The sequence below is a fragment of the Dactylosporangium sp. NPDC051087 genome, assembly GCF_055586325.1.
Window position 1 is genome coordinate 31874 of the sequence record NZ_JBVJIJ010000035.1, and the last position, 15255, is coordinate 47128.

General features: G+C 70.6%; 24 protein-coding genes. 17 read left to right on the forward strand and 7 right to left on the reverse strand.

Translation table 11 applies throughout. The features are described 5' to 3' along the window. Positions 1-3: 3 nt before the first annotated feature. A complete protein-coding gene (locus tag ACZ6TV_RS46025) occupies positions 4-486 on the forward strand; it encodes a hypothetical protein (protein WP_465306314.1) in 483 nt (160 codons plus the stop codon). 313 nt (positions 487-799) lie between these two features. Here the strand turns inward: ACZ6TV_RS46025 and ACZ6TV_RS46030 are convergent, their stop codons facing one another. The 5 genes from ACZ6TV_RS46030 to ACZ6TV_RS46050 form a co-directional block, all read right to left on the reverse strand. Beyond that, positions 800-1399, reverse strand: a complete 600-nt coding sequence (locus ACZ6TV_RS46030; protein ID WP_465306316.1) for a hypothetical protein — start codon at positions 1397-1399, stop codon at positions 800-802. Beyond that, positions 1396-2061, reverse strand: a complete 666-nt coding sequence (locus ACZ6TV_RS46035; protein ID WP_465306318.1) for a hypothetical protein — start codon at positions 2059-2061, stop codon at positions 1396-1398. The genes ACZ6TV_RS46030 and ACZ6TV_RS46035 overlap by 4 nt, the downstream gene beginning before the upstream one ends. Before the next feature lie 101 nt (positions 2062-2162). Beyond that, the gene (locus tag ACZ6TV_RS46040) at positions 2163-2501 is read right to left on the reverse strand and encodes a hypothetical protein (RefSeq protein WP_465306320.1); all 339 of its coding nucleotides are present in this window, start codon (positions 2499-2501) and stop codon (positions 2163-2165) included. A gap of 129 nt (positions 2502-2630) precedes the next feature. Beyond that, positions 2631-2951, reverse strand: coding sequence for a hypothetical protein (locus tag ACZ6TV_RS46045; RefSeq protein ID WP_465306322.1), 321 nt, complete (start codon positions 2949-2951; stop codon positions 2631-2633). A gap of 120 nt (positions 2952-3071) precedes the next feature. After that, positions 3072-3434 (reverse strand): hypothetical protein, encoded by a 363-nt coding sequence (locus ACZ6TV_RS46050; RefSeq protein WP_465306324.1) that lies wholly within the window; start codon positions 3432-3434, stop codon positions 3072-3074. Positions 3435-3542: 108 nt separating this feature from the next. Here ACZ6TV_RS46050 and ACZ6TV_RS46055 point away from each other — a divergent pair, with 108 nt between their 5' ends. The 16 genes from ACZ6TV_RS46055 to ACZ6TV_RS46130 all read left to right on the forward strand — a co-directional run bounded on the left by ACZ6TV_RS46055 (position 3543) and on the right by ACZ6TV_RS46130 (position 14154). After that, the gene (locus tag ACZ6TV_RS46055; protein WP_465306326.1) at positions 3543-4160 is read left to right on the forward strand and encodes a ParB N-terminal domain-containing protein; all 618 of its coding nucleotides are present in this window, start codon (positions 3543-3545) and stop codon (positions 4158-4160) included. Further along, positions 4153-4527 carry a hypothetical protein gene (locus ACZ6TV_RS46060; protein ID WP_465306327.1) on the forward strand — a complete coding sequence of 125 codons (375 nt, stop codon included), beginning with the start codon at positions 4153-4155 and terminating at the stop codon, positions 4525-4527. Before ACZ6TV_RS46055 ends, ACZ6TV_RS46060 begins: the two co-directional genes overlap by 8 nt. Positions 4528-4541: 14 nt before the next feature. Next, the gene (locus ACZ6TV_RS46065) at positions 4542-5441 is read left to right on the forward strand and encodes an SPFH domain-containing protein (protein WP_465306329.1); all 900 of its coding nucleotides are present in this window, start codon (positions 4542-4544) and stop codon (positions 5439-5441) included. Positions 5442-5464: 23 nt separating this feature from the next. Next, entirely contained in the window at positions 5465-5797 is a 333-nt protein-coding gene (locus tag ACZ6TV_RS46070; RefSeq protein WP_465306331.1) for a hypothetical protein, read from the forward strand. Next, positions 5798-6100 (forward strand): DUF2829 domain-containing protein, encoded by a 303-nt coding sequence (locus ACZ6TV_RS46075; RefSeq protein ID WP_465306333.1) that lies wholly within the window; start codon positions 5798-5800, stop codon positions 6098-6100. After that, positions 6100-6258 (forward strand): hypothetical protein, encoded by a 159-nt coding sequence (locus ACZ6TV_RS46080; RefSeq protein ID WP_465306335.1) that lies wholly within the window; start codon positions 6100-6102, stop codon positions 6256-6258. Before ACZ6TV_RS46075 ends, ACZ6TV_RS46080 begins: the two co-directional genes overlap by 1 nt. Further along, the gene (locus ACZ6TV_RS46085) at positions 6258-6521 is read left to right on the forward strand and encodes a hypothetical protein (RefSeq protein WP_465306337.1); all 264 of its coding nucleotides are present in this window, start codon (positions 6258-6260) and stop codon (positions 6519-6521) included. Before ACZ6TV_RS46080 ends, ACZ6TV_RS46085 begins: the two co-directional genes overlap by 1 nt. Beyond that, complete coding sequence (locus tag ACZ6TV_RS46090; protein ID WP_465306339.1) at positions 6511-6876, forward strand: hypothetical protein; 366 nt, start codon at positions 6511-6513, stop codon at positions 6874-6876. Before ACZ6TV_RS46085 ends, ACZ6TV_RS46090 begins: the two co-directional genes overlap by 11 nt. Positions 6877-7023: 147 nt before the next feature. After that, positions 7024-7884 (forward strand): ParB/RepB/Spo0J family partition protein, encoded by an 861-nt coding sequence (locus ACZ6TV_RS46095; protein ID WP_465306341.1) that lies wholly within the window; start codon positions 7024-7026, stop codon positions 7882-7884. Next, positions 7881-8570, forward strand: a complete 690-nt coding sequence (locus ACZ6TV_RS46100) for a cupin domain-containing protein (RefSeq protein WP_465306343.1) — start codon at positions 7881-7883, stop codon at positions 8568-8570. The genes ACZ6TV_RS46095 and ACZ6TV_RS46100 overlap by 4 nt, the downstream gene beginning before the upstream one ends. A 129-nt stretch (positions 8571-8699) precedes the next feature. Further along, positions 8700-9167, forward strand: a complete 468-nt coding sequence (locus tag ACZ6TV_RS46105; protein ID WP_465306345.1) for a hypothetical protein — start codon at positions 8700-8702, stop codon at positions 9165-9167. 31 nt (positions 9168-9198) lie between these two features. After that, positions 9199-9885, forward strand: coding sequence for a hypothetical protein (locus ACZ6TV_RS46110; protein ID WP_465306347.1), 687 nt, complete (start codon positions 9199-9201; stop codon positions 9883-9885). A gap of 2 nt (positions 9886-9887) precedes the next feature. After that, positions 9888-10577 carry a class II glutamine amidotransferase gene (locus tag ACZ6TV_RS46115; RefSeq protein ID WP_465306349.1) on the forward strand — a complete coding sequence of 230 codons (690 nt, stop codon included), beginning with the start codon at positions 9888-9890 and terminating at the stop codon, positions 10575-10577. A gap of 127 nt (positions 10578-10704) precedes the next feature. After that, positions 10705-12105, forward strand: a complete 1401-nt coding sequence (locus tag ACZ6TV_RS46120) for a phosphoadenosine phosphosulfate reductase domain-containing protein (RefSeq protein WP_465306351.1) — start codon at positions 10705-10707, stop codon at positions 12103-12105. Between the two features lie 25 nt (positions 12106-12130). Next, positions 12131-12610, forward strand: coding sequence for a ParB N-terminal domain-containing protein (locus ACZ6TV_RS46125; protein WP_465306353.1), 480 nt, complete (start codon positions 12131-12133; stop codon positions 12608-12610). 17 nt (positions 12611-12627) lie between these two features. After that, positions 12628-14154, forward strand: a complete 1527-nt coding sequence (locus tag ACZ6TV_RS46130; protein ID WP_465306355.1) for an aldehyde dehydrogenase family protein — start codon at positions 12628-12630, stop codon at positions 14152-14154. A gap of 128 nt (positions 14155-14282) precedes the next feature. Here ACZ6TV_RS46130 and ACZ6TV_RS46135 read toward each other — a convergent pair whose 3' ends face one another. After that, positions 14283-14801, reverse strand: a complete 519-nt coding sequence (locus tag ACZ6TV_RS46135; RefSeq protein WP_465306357.1) for a hypothetical protein — start codon at positions 14799-14801, stop codon at positions 14283-14285. Next, on the reverse strand, positions 14798-15196 hold the full coding sequence (locus ACZ6TV_RS46140) for a hypothetical protein (RefSeq protein WP_465306359.1): 399 nt from the start codon (positions 15194-15196) through the stop codon (positions 14798-14800). The genes ACZ6TV_RS46135 and ACZ6TV_RS46140 overlap by 4 nt, the downstream gene beginning before the upstream one ends. Positions 15197-15255 lie beyond the last annotated feature (59 nt).

Below are 15255 nucleotides of genomic sequence, written 5' to 3' on the forward strand. Positions count from 1 at the left end.
AGCTTGCCCATCAAACACAAGATCGCCCCCTGCACGCAGACGACCGACTACCTGCGCGTCTGGGACACCGACACCGCCATCGGCCTGGAAACCCAGGTCCCCCGCTACGCCGCCGGCGACGTCATCGCCTACGTCCGCGAGTACCTGACGGACGAGATCCAGCGACGCGTCCGCGAGTACGCCCTCTTCCGCATGACCCTGATGCTCGCCCGCACCACCCTGTGCCGGTTCAACGGCGGACCCTGGCACGGCCGCGAGGAAGCCATGGACCTCTCCGACGGCGGCAAACCCCCACGCGAGTGGAGGGTCATGGAAAGCCGACCGTTCAAGATCCTCGACTTCACCCGGCTGGACAGCATCGAACCCACATTCGAGGAGCCCAAGGTCCACATCTACTACCGGGGCAGGCTGCCCGATCTGTCCGGTGATGGCCCGGTCCAGTGGGTGTACGAGCAGGACTACCACAACCTGCGGCAGTGGGGCTAGGCTGCGCGCACACCAGCGGCGAAGCAGGTGCAACGGGCCGCCCCAGACTTCCAACCGGGGCGGCCCGCGCTGCTGCCCGACGCCGGCGCGCCCCGACACCGCCCCGACGAGACCGGGTTGCAGGGGTGGCAGGAATGGTGCATCATGGCGATTCGAACGCCTACCGCAGCGCCTGGAGTGTGCCTTTCTCCGGGCGCTTCGTCGTATCCGGGGTGTGACGCGCACGGGCCGCCCCAGAAGACGCGCCAACTTTCCCGCTCGAAACGGACATGCCCCGGCCGCTGGACCGACCGGGGCACGCATTGAGCGGCGACTATTTGAGAACGGTCACGGTCACCGGGTACTTGTCCCCACCGACCCAGACCTTGACGATCCCGCCGAGCGCGACCGGGTCTACCCACACCTCGCCACCGTGGGGCAGGGTCCACAGGGCGTCGAGCCCGGCCCGGTCCATGGACACGGTCTCCCCGTCCAGCACGGCGCACGCGGTGTGCACGGTGCGGGTGACCACGTTCGCGAGCAGGCCCACCCGCGCACGGGGGACCGTGACCCGGTAGGCGAGCTTGTGGCGCTGGAACACGTTGCCGGGGGTGTGCTCCCAGGGGATCGAGCAGACCGCCGTCGAGCAGGTCACGCACTGGGCGATCTTGTCCACCTGGACGCCTCCGCCGTTGTACAGGTAGAGCAGCTCGTCGCCCTCGTCGTCGGCGCGGATCGACACGAACAGGCTCCGCTCCAGCAGCGCCTGGTCCCCGCTGAGGGGCTCCCGGGTGCGCAGGTGCACCTCGTGCTGTGCCACCTTCTCCCGGGCGCGCTCGGCGGCCTGCCACAGCTCCCGTGTGCCGATCACGATGTGCGACTCGCTGTGCCCGTCCGGGCGGATGAACGTGTACAGCCACCGGGGGTCGCTCACTGCTTGGCGCCCACGGAGAAGCCGTCCGTGTACACGCGCTGGAACACGTCGGTCAGCAGCGTGCGCCGGTCGGCGTGGGCGAGCAGCTTGTACACGTCGCTCTTGATGCCGAGCGCGGTGATCAGCAGGTCGAGGGCCTCCACCAGCAGCTCGTCGGGCAGCGCGTCCGGCTGTCCCTCCGGTGGCGGGGTGTCGGCGAGCAGCTGGATCTCGTGCTGGGTGTCCAGGTCGAACGGCAGCCGCTGGTCGTGCAGGTAGACGGCGACGGTGGCGCCGTCGGTGTCGGCCCCGCGCACGATGCCCTCCACCTCGGTCTCCTGGCCGTCGGTGCCGAACGCGGTGAACCTGACCCGCTGCCCGATGAACGCGGTGTCCGCGAGGGCCTTCGCCGCGGCGCTCGCGTACGAGGGCGCCTTGGGGGCGTTGAGCAGGTAGATGCGGTGGATGCCACCCAGGCTGGCGGTGCGCTCGAGCCCACCGTCGCAGCGCAGGGGGATGGTGATGCGTCCGCGGGCGTCGCGGGTCACGGGCCCGTTGATGCGCCCCCAGTACTCGCGGCCCTGGAGCCCCAGGTAGTAGCGGATCTCCCACCCGGTCCACTCCTCGCCGACCAGTGCGGCGGCGGTGGTGGTGTCCGGCTGGGTCGTGCTGCTTCCAGGCATGCTGTGCCTTCCTTGGTCGTCCTCGGTCTGCTCTGCCCCGCAGACATGGGGTTGCGGGCCGGTGGGCCGCCCCGGTGTTCCAGGGCGGCCCGCCGGCCGTGTCACGCGTTGGTGCCCAGGCGGGCGATGACGTCGTCCAGGACCTTGAGCCGGCGGGTGGCGCGCTCGATGCCGTTGCGCATCGCGGCCTTGTCCGTGCGGTGCCGCAGGGTGGTCTTGAGCCGGTGGGTGGTCTCGGTGATGTAGGTGTGGGTGGAGGTGCGCTCGGCCTTCACGGCGGCCGTGAGGGTCGCGTCGTCCGCGCCGAGGTTCTCCCACAGCAGGTTCTCCACCAGCTTGGCCGCCTCCAGGGCGCGCTGGATGTCCAGGGCCTTGGTGAGGGCTTCCGCGCTGGTCATGAGTTCGTCGCTGATGGTGTTGAGGGTGGCGTAGACGCTCATCGTGTTCCTCCGGTGCGGGCGGGGTGTGCGGTTCCAGTCGCTGCCCCTGTGACAAGACCCTACCTCGTTCCATGGAAACATGCAACACGGGCCCGCATGTTTCCATGCGAGCCCGTGGGGTGGCGCTGGTCAGGCGCTGATGGCCCCGAACTGCGCGACCACCTTGCGGGCCAGCTCGACCACCTCGGGGCCGTACCCCTCGCGCTCCGTCCACTCGACCCACACCCCGGCAAGGTCCCGCAGGTAGTGGGCCTCCTGGCCGCCGTGCACCTCGGCCGCGTCCTGGAGGCCGGCGCCCACGTGGTCCGGGCAGGCGAAGACGTACGCGCGGCCGTCGACCTCGATGCGCCGGACGGCCCGGTGGTCGCAGTCCAGCGTCACGTTGCACGTCTGGGTCGGGAAGCGCAGCCGCGGGGCGGTGATGACCGGCAGTGCGGTGGCGTTCGTCATGGGTGTTCTCCCTGCTCAGGCGGGGGGTTCCAGTGCCCCGCACAAGGCAAGCTTACGTCATACCGGGGAAACATGCAACACAGGCTCGCACGTTTCCGCGCGAGCCCGTGTCGGGTGTGGTCAGCGAGCGATCGCGGCCCGCAGGAACTCCCTGCTCCTGTCGCTCAGCTGGACCGTCTCCAGCCACGCCGTGAACGCCTCCCGGCCCTGCTTCACGAACACCTGCTCACCGCGACGGCACAGGTCCTGGTAGCGCCGGTGGTTGCCCGCCATCTCGGCCGCTGACTTCACGTCGTACGTGAAGGCCGGGTCCTCCAGCGTCGCGGGCCCCTCCAGCCGGCCGTCCGCCTGCAGCGGCTGGAAGGTCGCCCCGGACACGCAGTGGCTGCCGTTCGTCCGCACGTCGAGCAGGCCCTCCAGCGGGAGCCGCGGCGTGAGGTACTCGTTGCCGCTGGCCTTGAGCAGCGTGACCCACAACTTCATTGGTGTTCCTCCTGGTCAGGCGGGGGGGTTCCAGTATCCCCGCGCAACAGCAGCTTACGTCATACCAGGGAAACACGCAACACGGACTTGCGTCATTACGGGGGACAGGTGGAACGGCGACTCGAGTACATGCCCCTGCGCAACCTCCCCTCCGCCCACCTGAACCCCAAACGCCACGACGAGGACGGCATCCGCACCTCCATCGCCACCCACGGCTTCACCGAGCTACCGCTCCTCGATGAGCGCACAGGGCGCCTCGTCGCCGGCCACGGCCGCCGCGACCAACTGCTCTCCATGCTCGCCAAAGGCGACCCACCCCCGGACGGCGTACGCGTGGCCCCCGATGGGTCATGGCTGGTCCCCGTCGTCCGCGGGTGGGCATCCAAAAGCGACGCCCACGCCGCCGCCTACGTCGCCGCCAGCAACAAACTCACCGAGAACGGCGGCTGGGACGACGACGAGCTGAAGCAGCTCCTCCTCGACGCCGACCAGGCCGGGATGCTCGCCCTGACCGGCTTCAACGAGGACGAGCTGGCCCAGCTGCTGCACCAGGACGACCCACCAGACCCAGGGTTCGGCGACGACGACGGCGAACCGGCCGGGTGGGGCGTGGTCGTCACCGTGGCCACCGCCAGCGAACAGGACGCCCTCATGCAGCGCCTGCTGTCCCAGGGCTACCACACCCGCTCCCTGGCCTCCGCACGCGCGGAACTGACCGATGGCTGACCACGGCTACCCCCGCAAGCACCCGCTGTGCACCTGCCCCCCGGTCACCTTCACCAACCTGAACGTCGACACCTCCCAGTGCGCCGGCGGCCGGATCGCGCACCCGCCCCCGCTCACCTACGACCAGGCGCTCCTGGTGATCGACCAGCACCTGGCGGAGCTCCACGCCGAGATCGCCACCTACCGCGCCCCGGAGCCCGGGTCCACCACCGCCCCCGCCTGCTCCTGCACCTGCTGCCAGGACGCCTACGCACGCGTAGGACTGCGCCCCCTGACCGGGGCGTGCAACTGCATGGACTGCCCGGCAGAGGACCGCTGTGACTGCGTGTTCTGCCTGCTCTCCCTGGAAATCAACCCGCCCACCTGAAGAAGGACACGCCAGTGCTGTTCGTCTCGATCTGCCTCATCCTGCTGTTCGCAGCAGGGCTCGGCGCCCTCATCCGCCGCGAGACCCGACCCATCGGCGGCGTGCTCGCCGGCGTCGCGTTCGTGATCCTGTTCCTGATGTCGATCGTCCAGGTCGACGCCCGCTCCGTGGGCATCACCACCGCGTCCGGCCGGTACATCGCCACCCAGGACGCCGGCCTCCACATCACGCTCCCGTGGGCGGCCACCGAGGAGTGGTCAACCCGCAACCAGGTCGCCCGGTTCGAGGGCGACGGCAAGGGCGCCGAGCGCGACAACTACAAGACCGAGCCCCGTGTGACCGTCCGCCTGGGCAACCAGAGCGAGGCGTACATCGACGTCACCGTGACCTGGAAGATCACCGAGAAGTCGGTCCAGGGCCTGTGGCGCCAGCACAAGACGTTCGAGGACGCCCGCCGCGACTTCATCACCCCGGCCGCCAAGGGCGCCGTCAACGCCGCGTTCGACGGGTACGACCCGCTCGCCGGCCTGAACGACCCCGGCGCCAAGCCCGCCGACATCACCCTGGACGAGTGGTCCCGGCGGGTCACCGCGGCGCTCAAGCCGATGTACGACGCCCGGTCGGTGGAGCTGATCCAGGTCCAGGTGACGTTCGTGCACTACGACGAGCGCACCCAGGCCAAGCTCCGCGAGTACGCCGACGCCGTGGCGAACACGCGGATCAAGGCCCAGGACGTGGAGACCGCGAAGAAGGAAGCCGAGGCGTCCGCCGCCCGGGCCCGGACCGCCGCGCCCGGGTGTGAGGCGCTCATCCGCGACCTCGCGTCCCAGGACAAGCTGAAGGACCTCCCGGCCGGGTGGCAGTGCCCCGGGTCCACGAGCTCCGCCCCGCCCGTGCTCGTCGGCGCCAAGTGAGCGGCGGAGCCGTCCTCGAGGGAGTGGAACCCAAGGTGGCCTGCAACCACCCCGACTACCACTTCGACATCGACGTCCACCGGATCCTGGCCAACGACGCCGACGAGAACGACCCGAACGCCAAGGTCGAGGCGATCAGCCTGGAGCTGGCCGCCCGCTGTGTCCCCTGCGGGATGCCGATGGTGTTCCCCGGCGCCCCGATCGGCTACAGCCCGGCGCGCCCCATGACGAACGTGAACGGGACTCAGCTGCGTATCCCGATGCACCCCCAGAACGCCCGCCCCGAGGGCGGCGGGGGACCCGGGTTCCACCTGGAGTTCCAGTCCCCACCCGACGACGCCATCCCGGAGGACTGAATGGACTTCGCCGACGCCTTGCGCGCCTGCAAGAACGGCTCCGCGATCGCCCGGGCCGGGTGGAACGGCATCGGGCAGTACGTGGTGCTCCAGGCCGGCTACCCCGACGGGATCGCCGCGAACGCGAACACCGCGGCCGCGCTCAACGTGCCCGAGGGCACCACAGTCCGGTTCCGCCCCTACCTGCTGATCCGCACCGTCGACGGCTCCTGTTTCCCCTGGCTGGCCAGCCAGAGCGACCTGTTGGCCGAGGACTGGTTCGAGCTGGTCAAACGGCCCCCGCACACCGTGCTGGACGTGTGATGGCCGCGGCGCTCGCCCTGGCCGTGACCGGGCTGGTGTGCACCGGGCTGATGATCATCGCCGACGCCGAACGCCACTACGGGCTGGCGCTCACCCTCGCGGGGGTGGCGCTCGCCTGTGGCGGGACCGCGATCGCGCTCACCGCGGCGGCACGCTGATGGCCGGCGAGGACCTCGCGGACGCGGCGGTCGAACTCGCCGAGGGCGCCGGCGAAGCGATCGCCGCGGCCATGCGCGCCGCGGTGAGGGCGCTCCAGCCGGTGATGCGGGCGATCGGGCGGTGGATCCGCGCGCTCGGCGCCGTCGTCGCGAACCTGGTCAACTCCCCGGGGTGGCAGGCGTTCCGCGCCTTCGCCGAGGAGCACCAGCTGGCCGCCCAGGCTGGCCGTGAGCGGCAGACGGGTCCACCCGGTGAGCGATGACCAGGATGCCCTCCGCTATGCCGTCCACAGCTCGTTCGATCTGTCGTTCGCCCAGGCACTGGACCGCGCCCGGGCGGTCCTTCGCTCGAACCGGCTCCGCGACGGCATGACGATCGTGGTGCCCCACCGGGTGCATGACCTGGTCGTCGAGTTCCAGGCGAGCACGGCAGGGCACCCACCGCTGCCCCCTGGGCACCCGGAGTTCGACGACGACACCGACCACCAGGAGTACGTCCTGGACTGGTCGATCTGGCGGTCCACCCTCCGCGACAACCAGCTGACGCCCGCTGAGAGCGAGGCCCGGCTGCAGGTCCTCGCGGAGTTCATGCGCGCCCGCGCGGCCGCCACCTCATGACCCCCGGCCGGGGCCCGCCCACGGGGCGTGCACACGCCTACGGGAGCCCGCCCACAGGCGGCACGCGCTGACAGGCCGCGTGCTGTACGGGGGTGCGCGGTCCCCGGCCGGGATGCTCACTTCTCACGCCACAGGAGCACCCGCCGCATGGTCACCTTCCTCGACACCCGCCAGATCGCTTTGGGCACCCTGACGCCGTTCCCCGGGAACGCGAAGAAGGGCGACCTGGACGCGATCGCCGCCTCCCTGATGGCGTCCGGCCAGTTCAAGCCGCTGATCGTGCGCCAGCTGCCCGACTCGTACGTGGTGCTCGCGGGCAACAACACCCTCGCCGCCATGAAGACCCTGGGGTGGACGGAGGCCCGCTGCGAGGTCTACGAGACCAGCGACGACGAGGCCATCCGCATCAACGTCGCGGACAACCGCACCCACGACCTGGGCGAGTACGACGACCGCGCGCTTGCCGAACTCCTCCGCGAGCTGGACGACCTGTCCGGCACCGGCTATGACACCGCCGAGCTGGACGACCTGCTGCGCGTGACCGGTCTGTACGGCGAGACCGTCACCGACCTGTTCGCCGACCCCGAGCCCGCGCCCACGCCCACGCCGGCGCCCGTGGCTCCCGCAAGCCCCGGTGGAGGTGACGGTCCAGCTCTGGCGGGGGCTGGACCGGCGGCGGCACCCCCACCGGCCCCGCCATACCCGGCTGACCCCCAGGGTGTGGCGGGCACGACCGCGGACGGCAGCGCGCCTCCCAGCGGCAGCGCGCCGTCCGCGGTCCCCCAACCGGGCGGGCCGCCGGCGTCGACGACCGACCCGGCGCCGATCCCGGAGCCCACGGCCCAGTACTTCCCGGTCTCGTGGATGGTCACCCTGGAGGGCCGCGACGTGATCCGCCGCGCCCTGGACCTCGCCCGCAACGAGCAGGGCGCAGACACCGCGGCGGACGCCCTCGTGGGGATCTGCCGCGAGTACCTGGAGTACGCCGAGAGGGGCAAGCGGTCATGAGCGAGAACCTGCTGACCAACGACGGTGACGCCGAGCGCGTCGACGCCGCCCTGCGCATCCTGAACCTCCAGGCCGTGGCCGAGGTCGTCCGGCACCAGGGCGTCCCGGTGCACGGTGCCGACGCGCTCGGGGTGGCGCTGCACTCCAACGGGCACCTCGGCGCGGACATGCTGTGGGTCCCGGCCGGGGCGAAGTTCCCCGTGCACGTGCACCCCGGGGATCACCTGCTGCTGTGCCTCGCCGGCCAGGGCACGATCACCGTCAACGAGGTCGAGTACACGGTGCGCCCGGGCGACTTCTACATGGTCGACGGGTCTGTGCCCCACGCCGTCGGCGCCGGGTCCACCGACCACGTGCTGGTCGCGATCGGTGCCCCGCACAAGCCCGTCGACAGCCCTGAGCGGATGACGTTCACCGACTGGGCCGGGAACCAGGTCGACCAGCCGCTGTTCCACGGTGGCGCGCCCACCCGCGCGCAACAAGTGGAGGAGACGCCCACCCGGTGGCTGCCGGACGCGTCGCTCGCGGAGGAGCTGGCCGCCACCCGCCGGAACCTGGAGCGCGCGATGGAGCGCATGTACCGGGCGGAGGGCGAGCTGCTGCAGCTCAAGGCGACCCAGCCGTACGCCCAGGGCGGGATCGTCAGCGGGCGGCCCCCGCGCAAGAGCGAGGACGACTGCACATGAACCACCGGCGTGAGCAGTGCGAGCACGGGACCGTCGTCCGCCAGTGCCGCTGCATCGACAGCGCGACCACCAAGCCGGTGATCGTGGCGTGCCCCCCGCACTGCCCCGACGCGTCCCGGCGGGCCCCCAGTGGCTGAGCGGTTCCAGGCGGCCGGGCAACGGCTGACCAACGTGATCATCGACGAGCACCGGGGGACGGCGGTCGCCGACGCCGCGGCCGCGGTCCTCCGTGGGCTGCCCTACCGGTTCATCGTGTGCGGGCACATGCGCGACATCCAGATGTGGGTCCGCGACAGCGGGCTGGACACCGCGGAGGGCCGCACCCGCTATCTGGCGATCACGGACGCGTACGACGCCTCCCGGAAGCTGCGGGCGATCGCCGGCGCGTGGATGGTCATCCGCCTGCGCACGTTCTTCTGGTCCCGGGACCGGCACCAGATCGACCTCGAGCTCTCCCGGCTCGTAGCCAAGCACCCGGAGATCGATGATGGCCTCAACCCCTACATCTGCAGGCGCACCCCTGGGTCGCAAGCAGGGGATCAGCAACCAGGACACGTGGGCGGCGACGAGGGCGGCAGCCCGGACGGCGTGGCCTGACGACCGGCTTGAGCAGCTGATCGAGCGCACCGTGCAGGAGATCCGGGAGCACACCGCCGGCCGGAAGGTCGGGTACGGGTGGAGCGGCGGGAAGGACTCCATCGCCCTCCGCTACGTCGTGGAACGCGCCGGGGTGCATGACTGTGTGCTCGGGATCTCCAACCTGGAGTTCCCCGCGTTCCTGCAGTGGACGACGGACAACATGCCGGACGGGCTGACCGTGATCTCCACCGGCCAGGACCTGGCGTGGCTGGCGCGGAACCCGCGGATGCTGTTCCCGCAGGGCGCCGATGGACCCCGCTGGTTCCGGCTGGTCAACCACACCAGCCAGGCCCGCTACTTCGAGCAGCGCGGTCTCGACATGCTGCTGCTGGGGCGGCGGCGTGCGGACGGCAACTGGTGCGGGCCCGCGGCCGCGACCGGGGAGCCGCCGATCTACCGCAACACCAAGGGCGTCACCCGCTACTCGCCGCTGGCCGACTGGTCGCACGAGGCAGTGTTCGCCCTCATCGACCGTGAGCAGCTCCCGATGCCCCCGTGCTACGGATGGCCTCGCGGTTACCAGGTCGGGACGGGGGCCTGGCCGGCACGCCAGTGGACAACCAGCATCGGCCACGGCTTCGAAGAGGTGTGGCAGATCGATGCCGATGTGGTGCGACAGGCGGCCCCCGTCCTCCCCCAAGCAGCCCAGTGGCTGGCTGAGACGGGGAGGTCCTGACCGTGTGCGGGATCTTCGCCTACGCCGGCGTGAACCCCCCGGACCCGGAGCTGCTGCGCACCGCCGCGGCGGGCGCGACGGCGCGCGGCCCGCACGGGTGGGGGTTCTGCTCCCAGGACGGCATCCTGTCGTACCAGCAGCACACTCTGGGGGCCGCCGTGCTGGAGGACCTCAAGCACGTGCACGGCGCCCGCACCATCCTGGGGCACTCCCGGCTGGCCACGTTCGGCGCCCACAACGACCGTGGCGGGCTCCAGCCGATCCAGGTCCGGGACGGCAAACGCCGCGGTGGTGACCAGCACCTGGTGGCGCACAACGGCAACTGCTACAACGCCGCCAGCCTGTTCCCCAGCGCGCAGCCGTTGGCGTCGGACTCGTGGCACCTCGCCTACCGGTACGCGCAGCTGCGGGACGCCACCGAGGAGGACGAGGGCGTGGCCAGCGCCGTGTGGGCGTTTCGGACCCTGCTGGCCGAGGCCCACATGGACGCCTACGCCCTGGTGATCATCGACGGGCTCACCGGCGTGCTCATGGCCTCCAGCAACCGGCTGCCGCTGCACTTCCTGGAGCAGGAGGACGCCAGCTACTGGTCCTCGCGCCCGATGCCCGGCTCCCGGCAGCTGCAGGACGGTGGGGTGCACGCGCACCTGACCGGGGACCGGCTCACCGCGGCGTACAAGGCACACCAGTAGCTGGTTGTGGTCCGGGTGGCGGTTGCCCTCTGCAGCAGGCCTCCGCTGTGACTACGCGGAGCCGCGACCCCCGGACGAGAGACCGCACACGCGCGTGCCGGGCCAAGATACCTGAGGAGATCAACTGATGGCGAAGGCCACGTACGGCGCCGGCGAGACGCTGGAGGCCAAGCAGAAGCGGTCCCAGCACGACATCCAGCGCCAGGAACAGACGGTGCTCGAGCTGACCCGCGAGCGCATGGCGTACGTGATGGACACCTTCGACCGGGTCCACGTCATGTTCTCCGGCGGGAAGGACTCCACGGCCACGCTGATGATGGCCCTGGAGGTCGCGCACTCGCACCCGAGGTTCGCCCGGCACCTGCCGATGCGCGCCATCTTCTGGGACGAAGAGGCGATCCCGATGGAGACCGAGGAGTACGTGCGCCGCATCAGCCAGCGCGACGATGTGGCGCTGGAGTGGTACTGCCTGCCGCTGAAGCACCGCAACGCGTGCTCCCGCACCTCCCCGTGGTGGTACCCGTGGGCACCGGAGGACCGTGACAAGTGGTGCCGGGAGCTGCCCCCCGAGGCCATCACCGAGCTGCCGGGGTTCCCGGTCTGGCCCGTCGAGGCCCGCCTCACGGCGCCGCTCGCCGCCGGCCTGTTCTGCCCCCCGTCGCAGGGCAACACCGCGGTGATGATGGGCATCCGCTCCGACGAGTCCCTGACCCGCCGCCGGGCGGTCACGAAGAAGGTCGTCGACAACTACATCTCGAAGGACGACAAGGGCACCGCCAAGGGCAGCATGTTCAACGTCTACCCGATCTACGACTGGCACCACGAGGACGTGTGGACGGCCCCGGCCGTCCTCGGGTGGGACTACAACCACGCCTATGACCGCCTGGAGATGGCCGGCGTGAGCCCGGGGATGCAGCGGTGCTCGCCGGCGTTCGGTGAGGAACCCCTCCAGAAGATCCACACGTACGCGGCGTGCTTCCCCGAGGTGTGGGCGAAGATGGTCGACCGGGTGCCCGGTGTCGGCGCGGCCGCGCGGTATGCCCTGACCGAGCTGTATGGCTACCGGGGCCGGCCAGAACGCCCCGAGGGCGTCTCCTGGCCCGAGTTCATCTCGTACTACATCGAGAAGTTCAACGAGCCTGAGAAGTCCAAGATCCGCGCCCGGGTGCGGGAGGAGATCGACCTCCACTACCGCAAGACCGGGCAGCCGATCGCCGAGCAGGCCGCGCACCCCGGTTCGGGGCTTTCGTGGGACTTCCTCCTCATGATCGCCATGAGGGGCGATTTGAAGGGCCGCAAGCAGGCAGGAAGCAAGATTCAGAACGAGGGCGGCAGGGCACTACCGCGCTACTGGCACAAGTACGCTGAGGAGCTTGACCAGGTGATCACCGCCGGGCGCCAGGCAGAGCTGCATCACCCCGGCAGCTGGCCCGCCTCCGGGTGGGACCTGGTACCCGCATACGCCAAGGAGGCTCCTCGTGACTCCAGACTGCTCGGACGGCCCACCCCAACAAGCCCTGTGGCGTGAGCAGCCGATCTCCTACGTCCGGTGGGTGAAGCGGGAGCGCCTGTCGGCGAACTCGTGGAACCCCAACATCCAGGCGCCCCCTGAGCTCAGGCTGTTGGCCACCTCGATCCTGGAGAACGGGTGGACCCAACCGATCGTGGTCCGCGAGTTCGACGCCGGCGAGCGCCTGGAGATCGTGGACGGGTTCCACCGCTGGACGGTCTCCGCCCAGCCGGACGTCCACGCCCTGACCGGTGGGTTCGTGCCTGTGGTCACGCTGCAGGAGACCAGCGAGGAGCTGGCGCAGCTGGCCACGGTGCGGCACAACCGGGCCCGCGGCACCCACCACGTGCTCAAGATGGCGGACATCGTGGCCGGGCTGCTCAGCGAGAGCAAGATGACCCCGGAAGAGCTGGGGCGCCGGCTGCAGATGGACCCGGAGGAGGTGGACCGTCTCGCCGATCGTGGCAACATGCTCAAGAGGGGGTCGGCCCAGTCGTTCCGGCAGGGCTGGAAACCCGTCTAGACCTGGGGGTTTTGAGCGTGGATCCGTCGTCGTCGACGCTGCGGGAGTGGAACGCGTTACCGATCGGTAGCAAGTGGATGGGCGGGCAGGCGGAACGCCTGCAGGTGGTCAACCCGGCCACGGAGGAAGTCATCGGGTCATGCCCGGCCGCCGGGCTCCCGGACATCCTCCAGGCGCTCACCCTCGCCCGCACGACCTTCGACAACACCGAGTGGCGCCACCGCCCGGCCGAGGAACGCGCCAAGATCCTCACGGACATCGCGGACCTGCTCGACCTGGAGCAGCACCGCATGCTCCAGCTGATCATCGACGAGATGGGCTCACCCATCCGGTGGGCGCGCAAGCGGCAGGTCACCCACCCGCTCGCGATCCTCCGCTGGTACGCGGAGAACGGGCTGAACAACCTGTCCAGCCTGGACCCCGGGCCCCACGACGAGAACGTGTGGCTGTGGCGCGAGCCGGTCGGTGTCGTCGCCGCGGTCACCCCCTGGAACATGCCCCTGAAGACGATCGTGATGAAGGTGGCGCCGGCGATCCTGGCCGGGTGCACGATTGTGGTCAAGCCGGCCCCGGAGACCCCGCTGTCCGCCCTGTACTTCGCGGACATCTGCCGCCGCGCCGGCCTGCCCCACGGGGTGCTGTCGGTGCTGCCCGGTGACTGGGTCGCCGGCGCGCAGCTGGTCGAGCACCCGATGGTCGACAAGGTCGCGTTCACCGGGAGCACGGTCGCCGGGCTCTACGTGGCACGGCATACCGCGGCCACGTTCAAGCGGGTGTCGCTGGAGCTGGGCGGGAAGTCCCCCGCGATCATCCTGGACGACGTGACCGGGCCCGACCTGACCGATCTGGCGTTCACCCTCGTCAACGAGGGCATCGCCAACAGCGGGCAGGTGTGCTCCAACCACACCCGCATCCTGGTCCCTGAACGCCACCTGGAGCACCTGTCGATGGTGCTGAGCAAGGTCCTGGCCGCACAGCGGGTCGGGCACCCCCACTCCGAGACCACCGACGTCGGCCCGCTGGTGCGCCAGGAACAGCGGCGCAGGTACAACGACATGATCGATCACGCGGTGGAGTCCGGCGCCGTGGAGCTGGCGCGTGCCGAGCTGCCCGCGTTCGGCCGCGGCTGGTACGTCGCCCCCCGCCTGCTGCAGGTGCACGCGGACAGTGCGCTCGCGCAGGAAGAGGTGTTCGGGCCGGTGCTCGCCCTCATCCCCTACGACGGCAGCGACAGCGAGGCCATCAGGATCGCCAACGGCACCAAGTACGGGCTGGAGGCGGCCATCTACACCAACGACGTCCAGCGTGGTCTGCGGATGGCGGGGCGGGTGAACGCCGGCACGGTCCGCCTGAACGGTGCCAGCCCGGGGGTCAACGCACCGCTGGGCGGGTTCAAGCACTCCGGGTACGGGCGGGAGCTCGGCGCGCTCGGTCTGCACCAGTACCTGGAGCACAAGGTGGTCGCCGCCCCCGCCGCGGTGTTCAGCGGGCAACCCGGTGGGATGTCGCTGCGGCACTTCCTACGCATGGGCGCCAGCGGCTGATACCGTCGTCGGTGACGATCACTCGGCCGTGTGGCCGTCATGCTTCACCTAGCCTCATCAGCACGGAGAACGCCACCCCTAACGTGTGCCAGGGGTGGCGTTCTTCGTCTGGGGAAATCTACGGCTGTCTAGGGCGCGGCCCCCGCAGCGCGCACCGCGGCCTCCACCAGCCGGGGCGCCGGTTTGATCATCCCGCCCTTCGTCTGCCACGGGATCGGGTTCCGCAGCACCACGCGGGAGGTCACGATCCAGTGCAGGTACGGGACCCCGGACAAGGCGTTGCCCCGAAGGGCCCACCTCGAGGTCGACTCCGTCACCACAGCACCGAGCCTGACCGCCCCGATGACCTTCCCGTACACCAGTGGGCCCGGGCCCGCCAGCGGGAGCGGAGGGGTCTTCTGGTCGGGCCGCAGCATGGTCGCGATCGCCAGCCACCGGTAGGTCCCTGGGTGCCACCCGCGGGAGATCACGTCCATGTACTCGATCACGTGGTCGGCGTGGACACCGGTCACCAGGGCGGCCGCCCACGGGTGCCGGAACGGCAGCACCCCGAGCCAGTGGTTCTCGGCCACGATCGCGGTCCGCGGCCGCGGGATGTCCAGCGGGAGCCTGTCCTGGATCGGGGGCGCGAGCAGCCGGCGGGTCACGTGAGCCCCGCCGCGCGGATGGCGGTCTCCACCTGGTGCTGGACGAGCGCCGCGGTGTCCCGCAGCGTCTGCGGGTCCCCGGGGTAGATCCAGCGTGGGAGCGGCCGGGTAAGGGTGGTCCCCGAGATCACCAGCGTGGGGAAGCGGGTGCCGGGCGCGGTCGGGACCTCGATGGCGGCCGGGGACACGGTGAGCGAGGTCAGCTGCTGGTCCTCCGGGCCGGTGCCGATGATGACCGGCTGCTCGAACTCCATCGGCTGGAGCGTGCGGCCCGCCTGGAGCGTGGTCAGCCGCTCGATCTCCTGGTCCACGATGGCGGCCTTCGGGTCGCACAGATAGCGCGCGGTGTGCTCCTGGAGGCACAGCGGGCAGACGGTCTTCGGGGTGAGCTGCAAGGGTTGCTCCTCGGATAGCGGTGTACCCGCCACCCATTGTGGGCGGCGGGTACGACGAA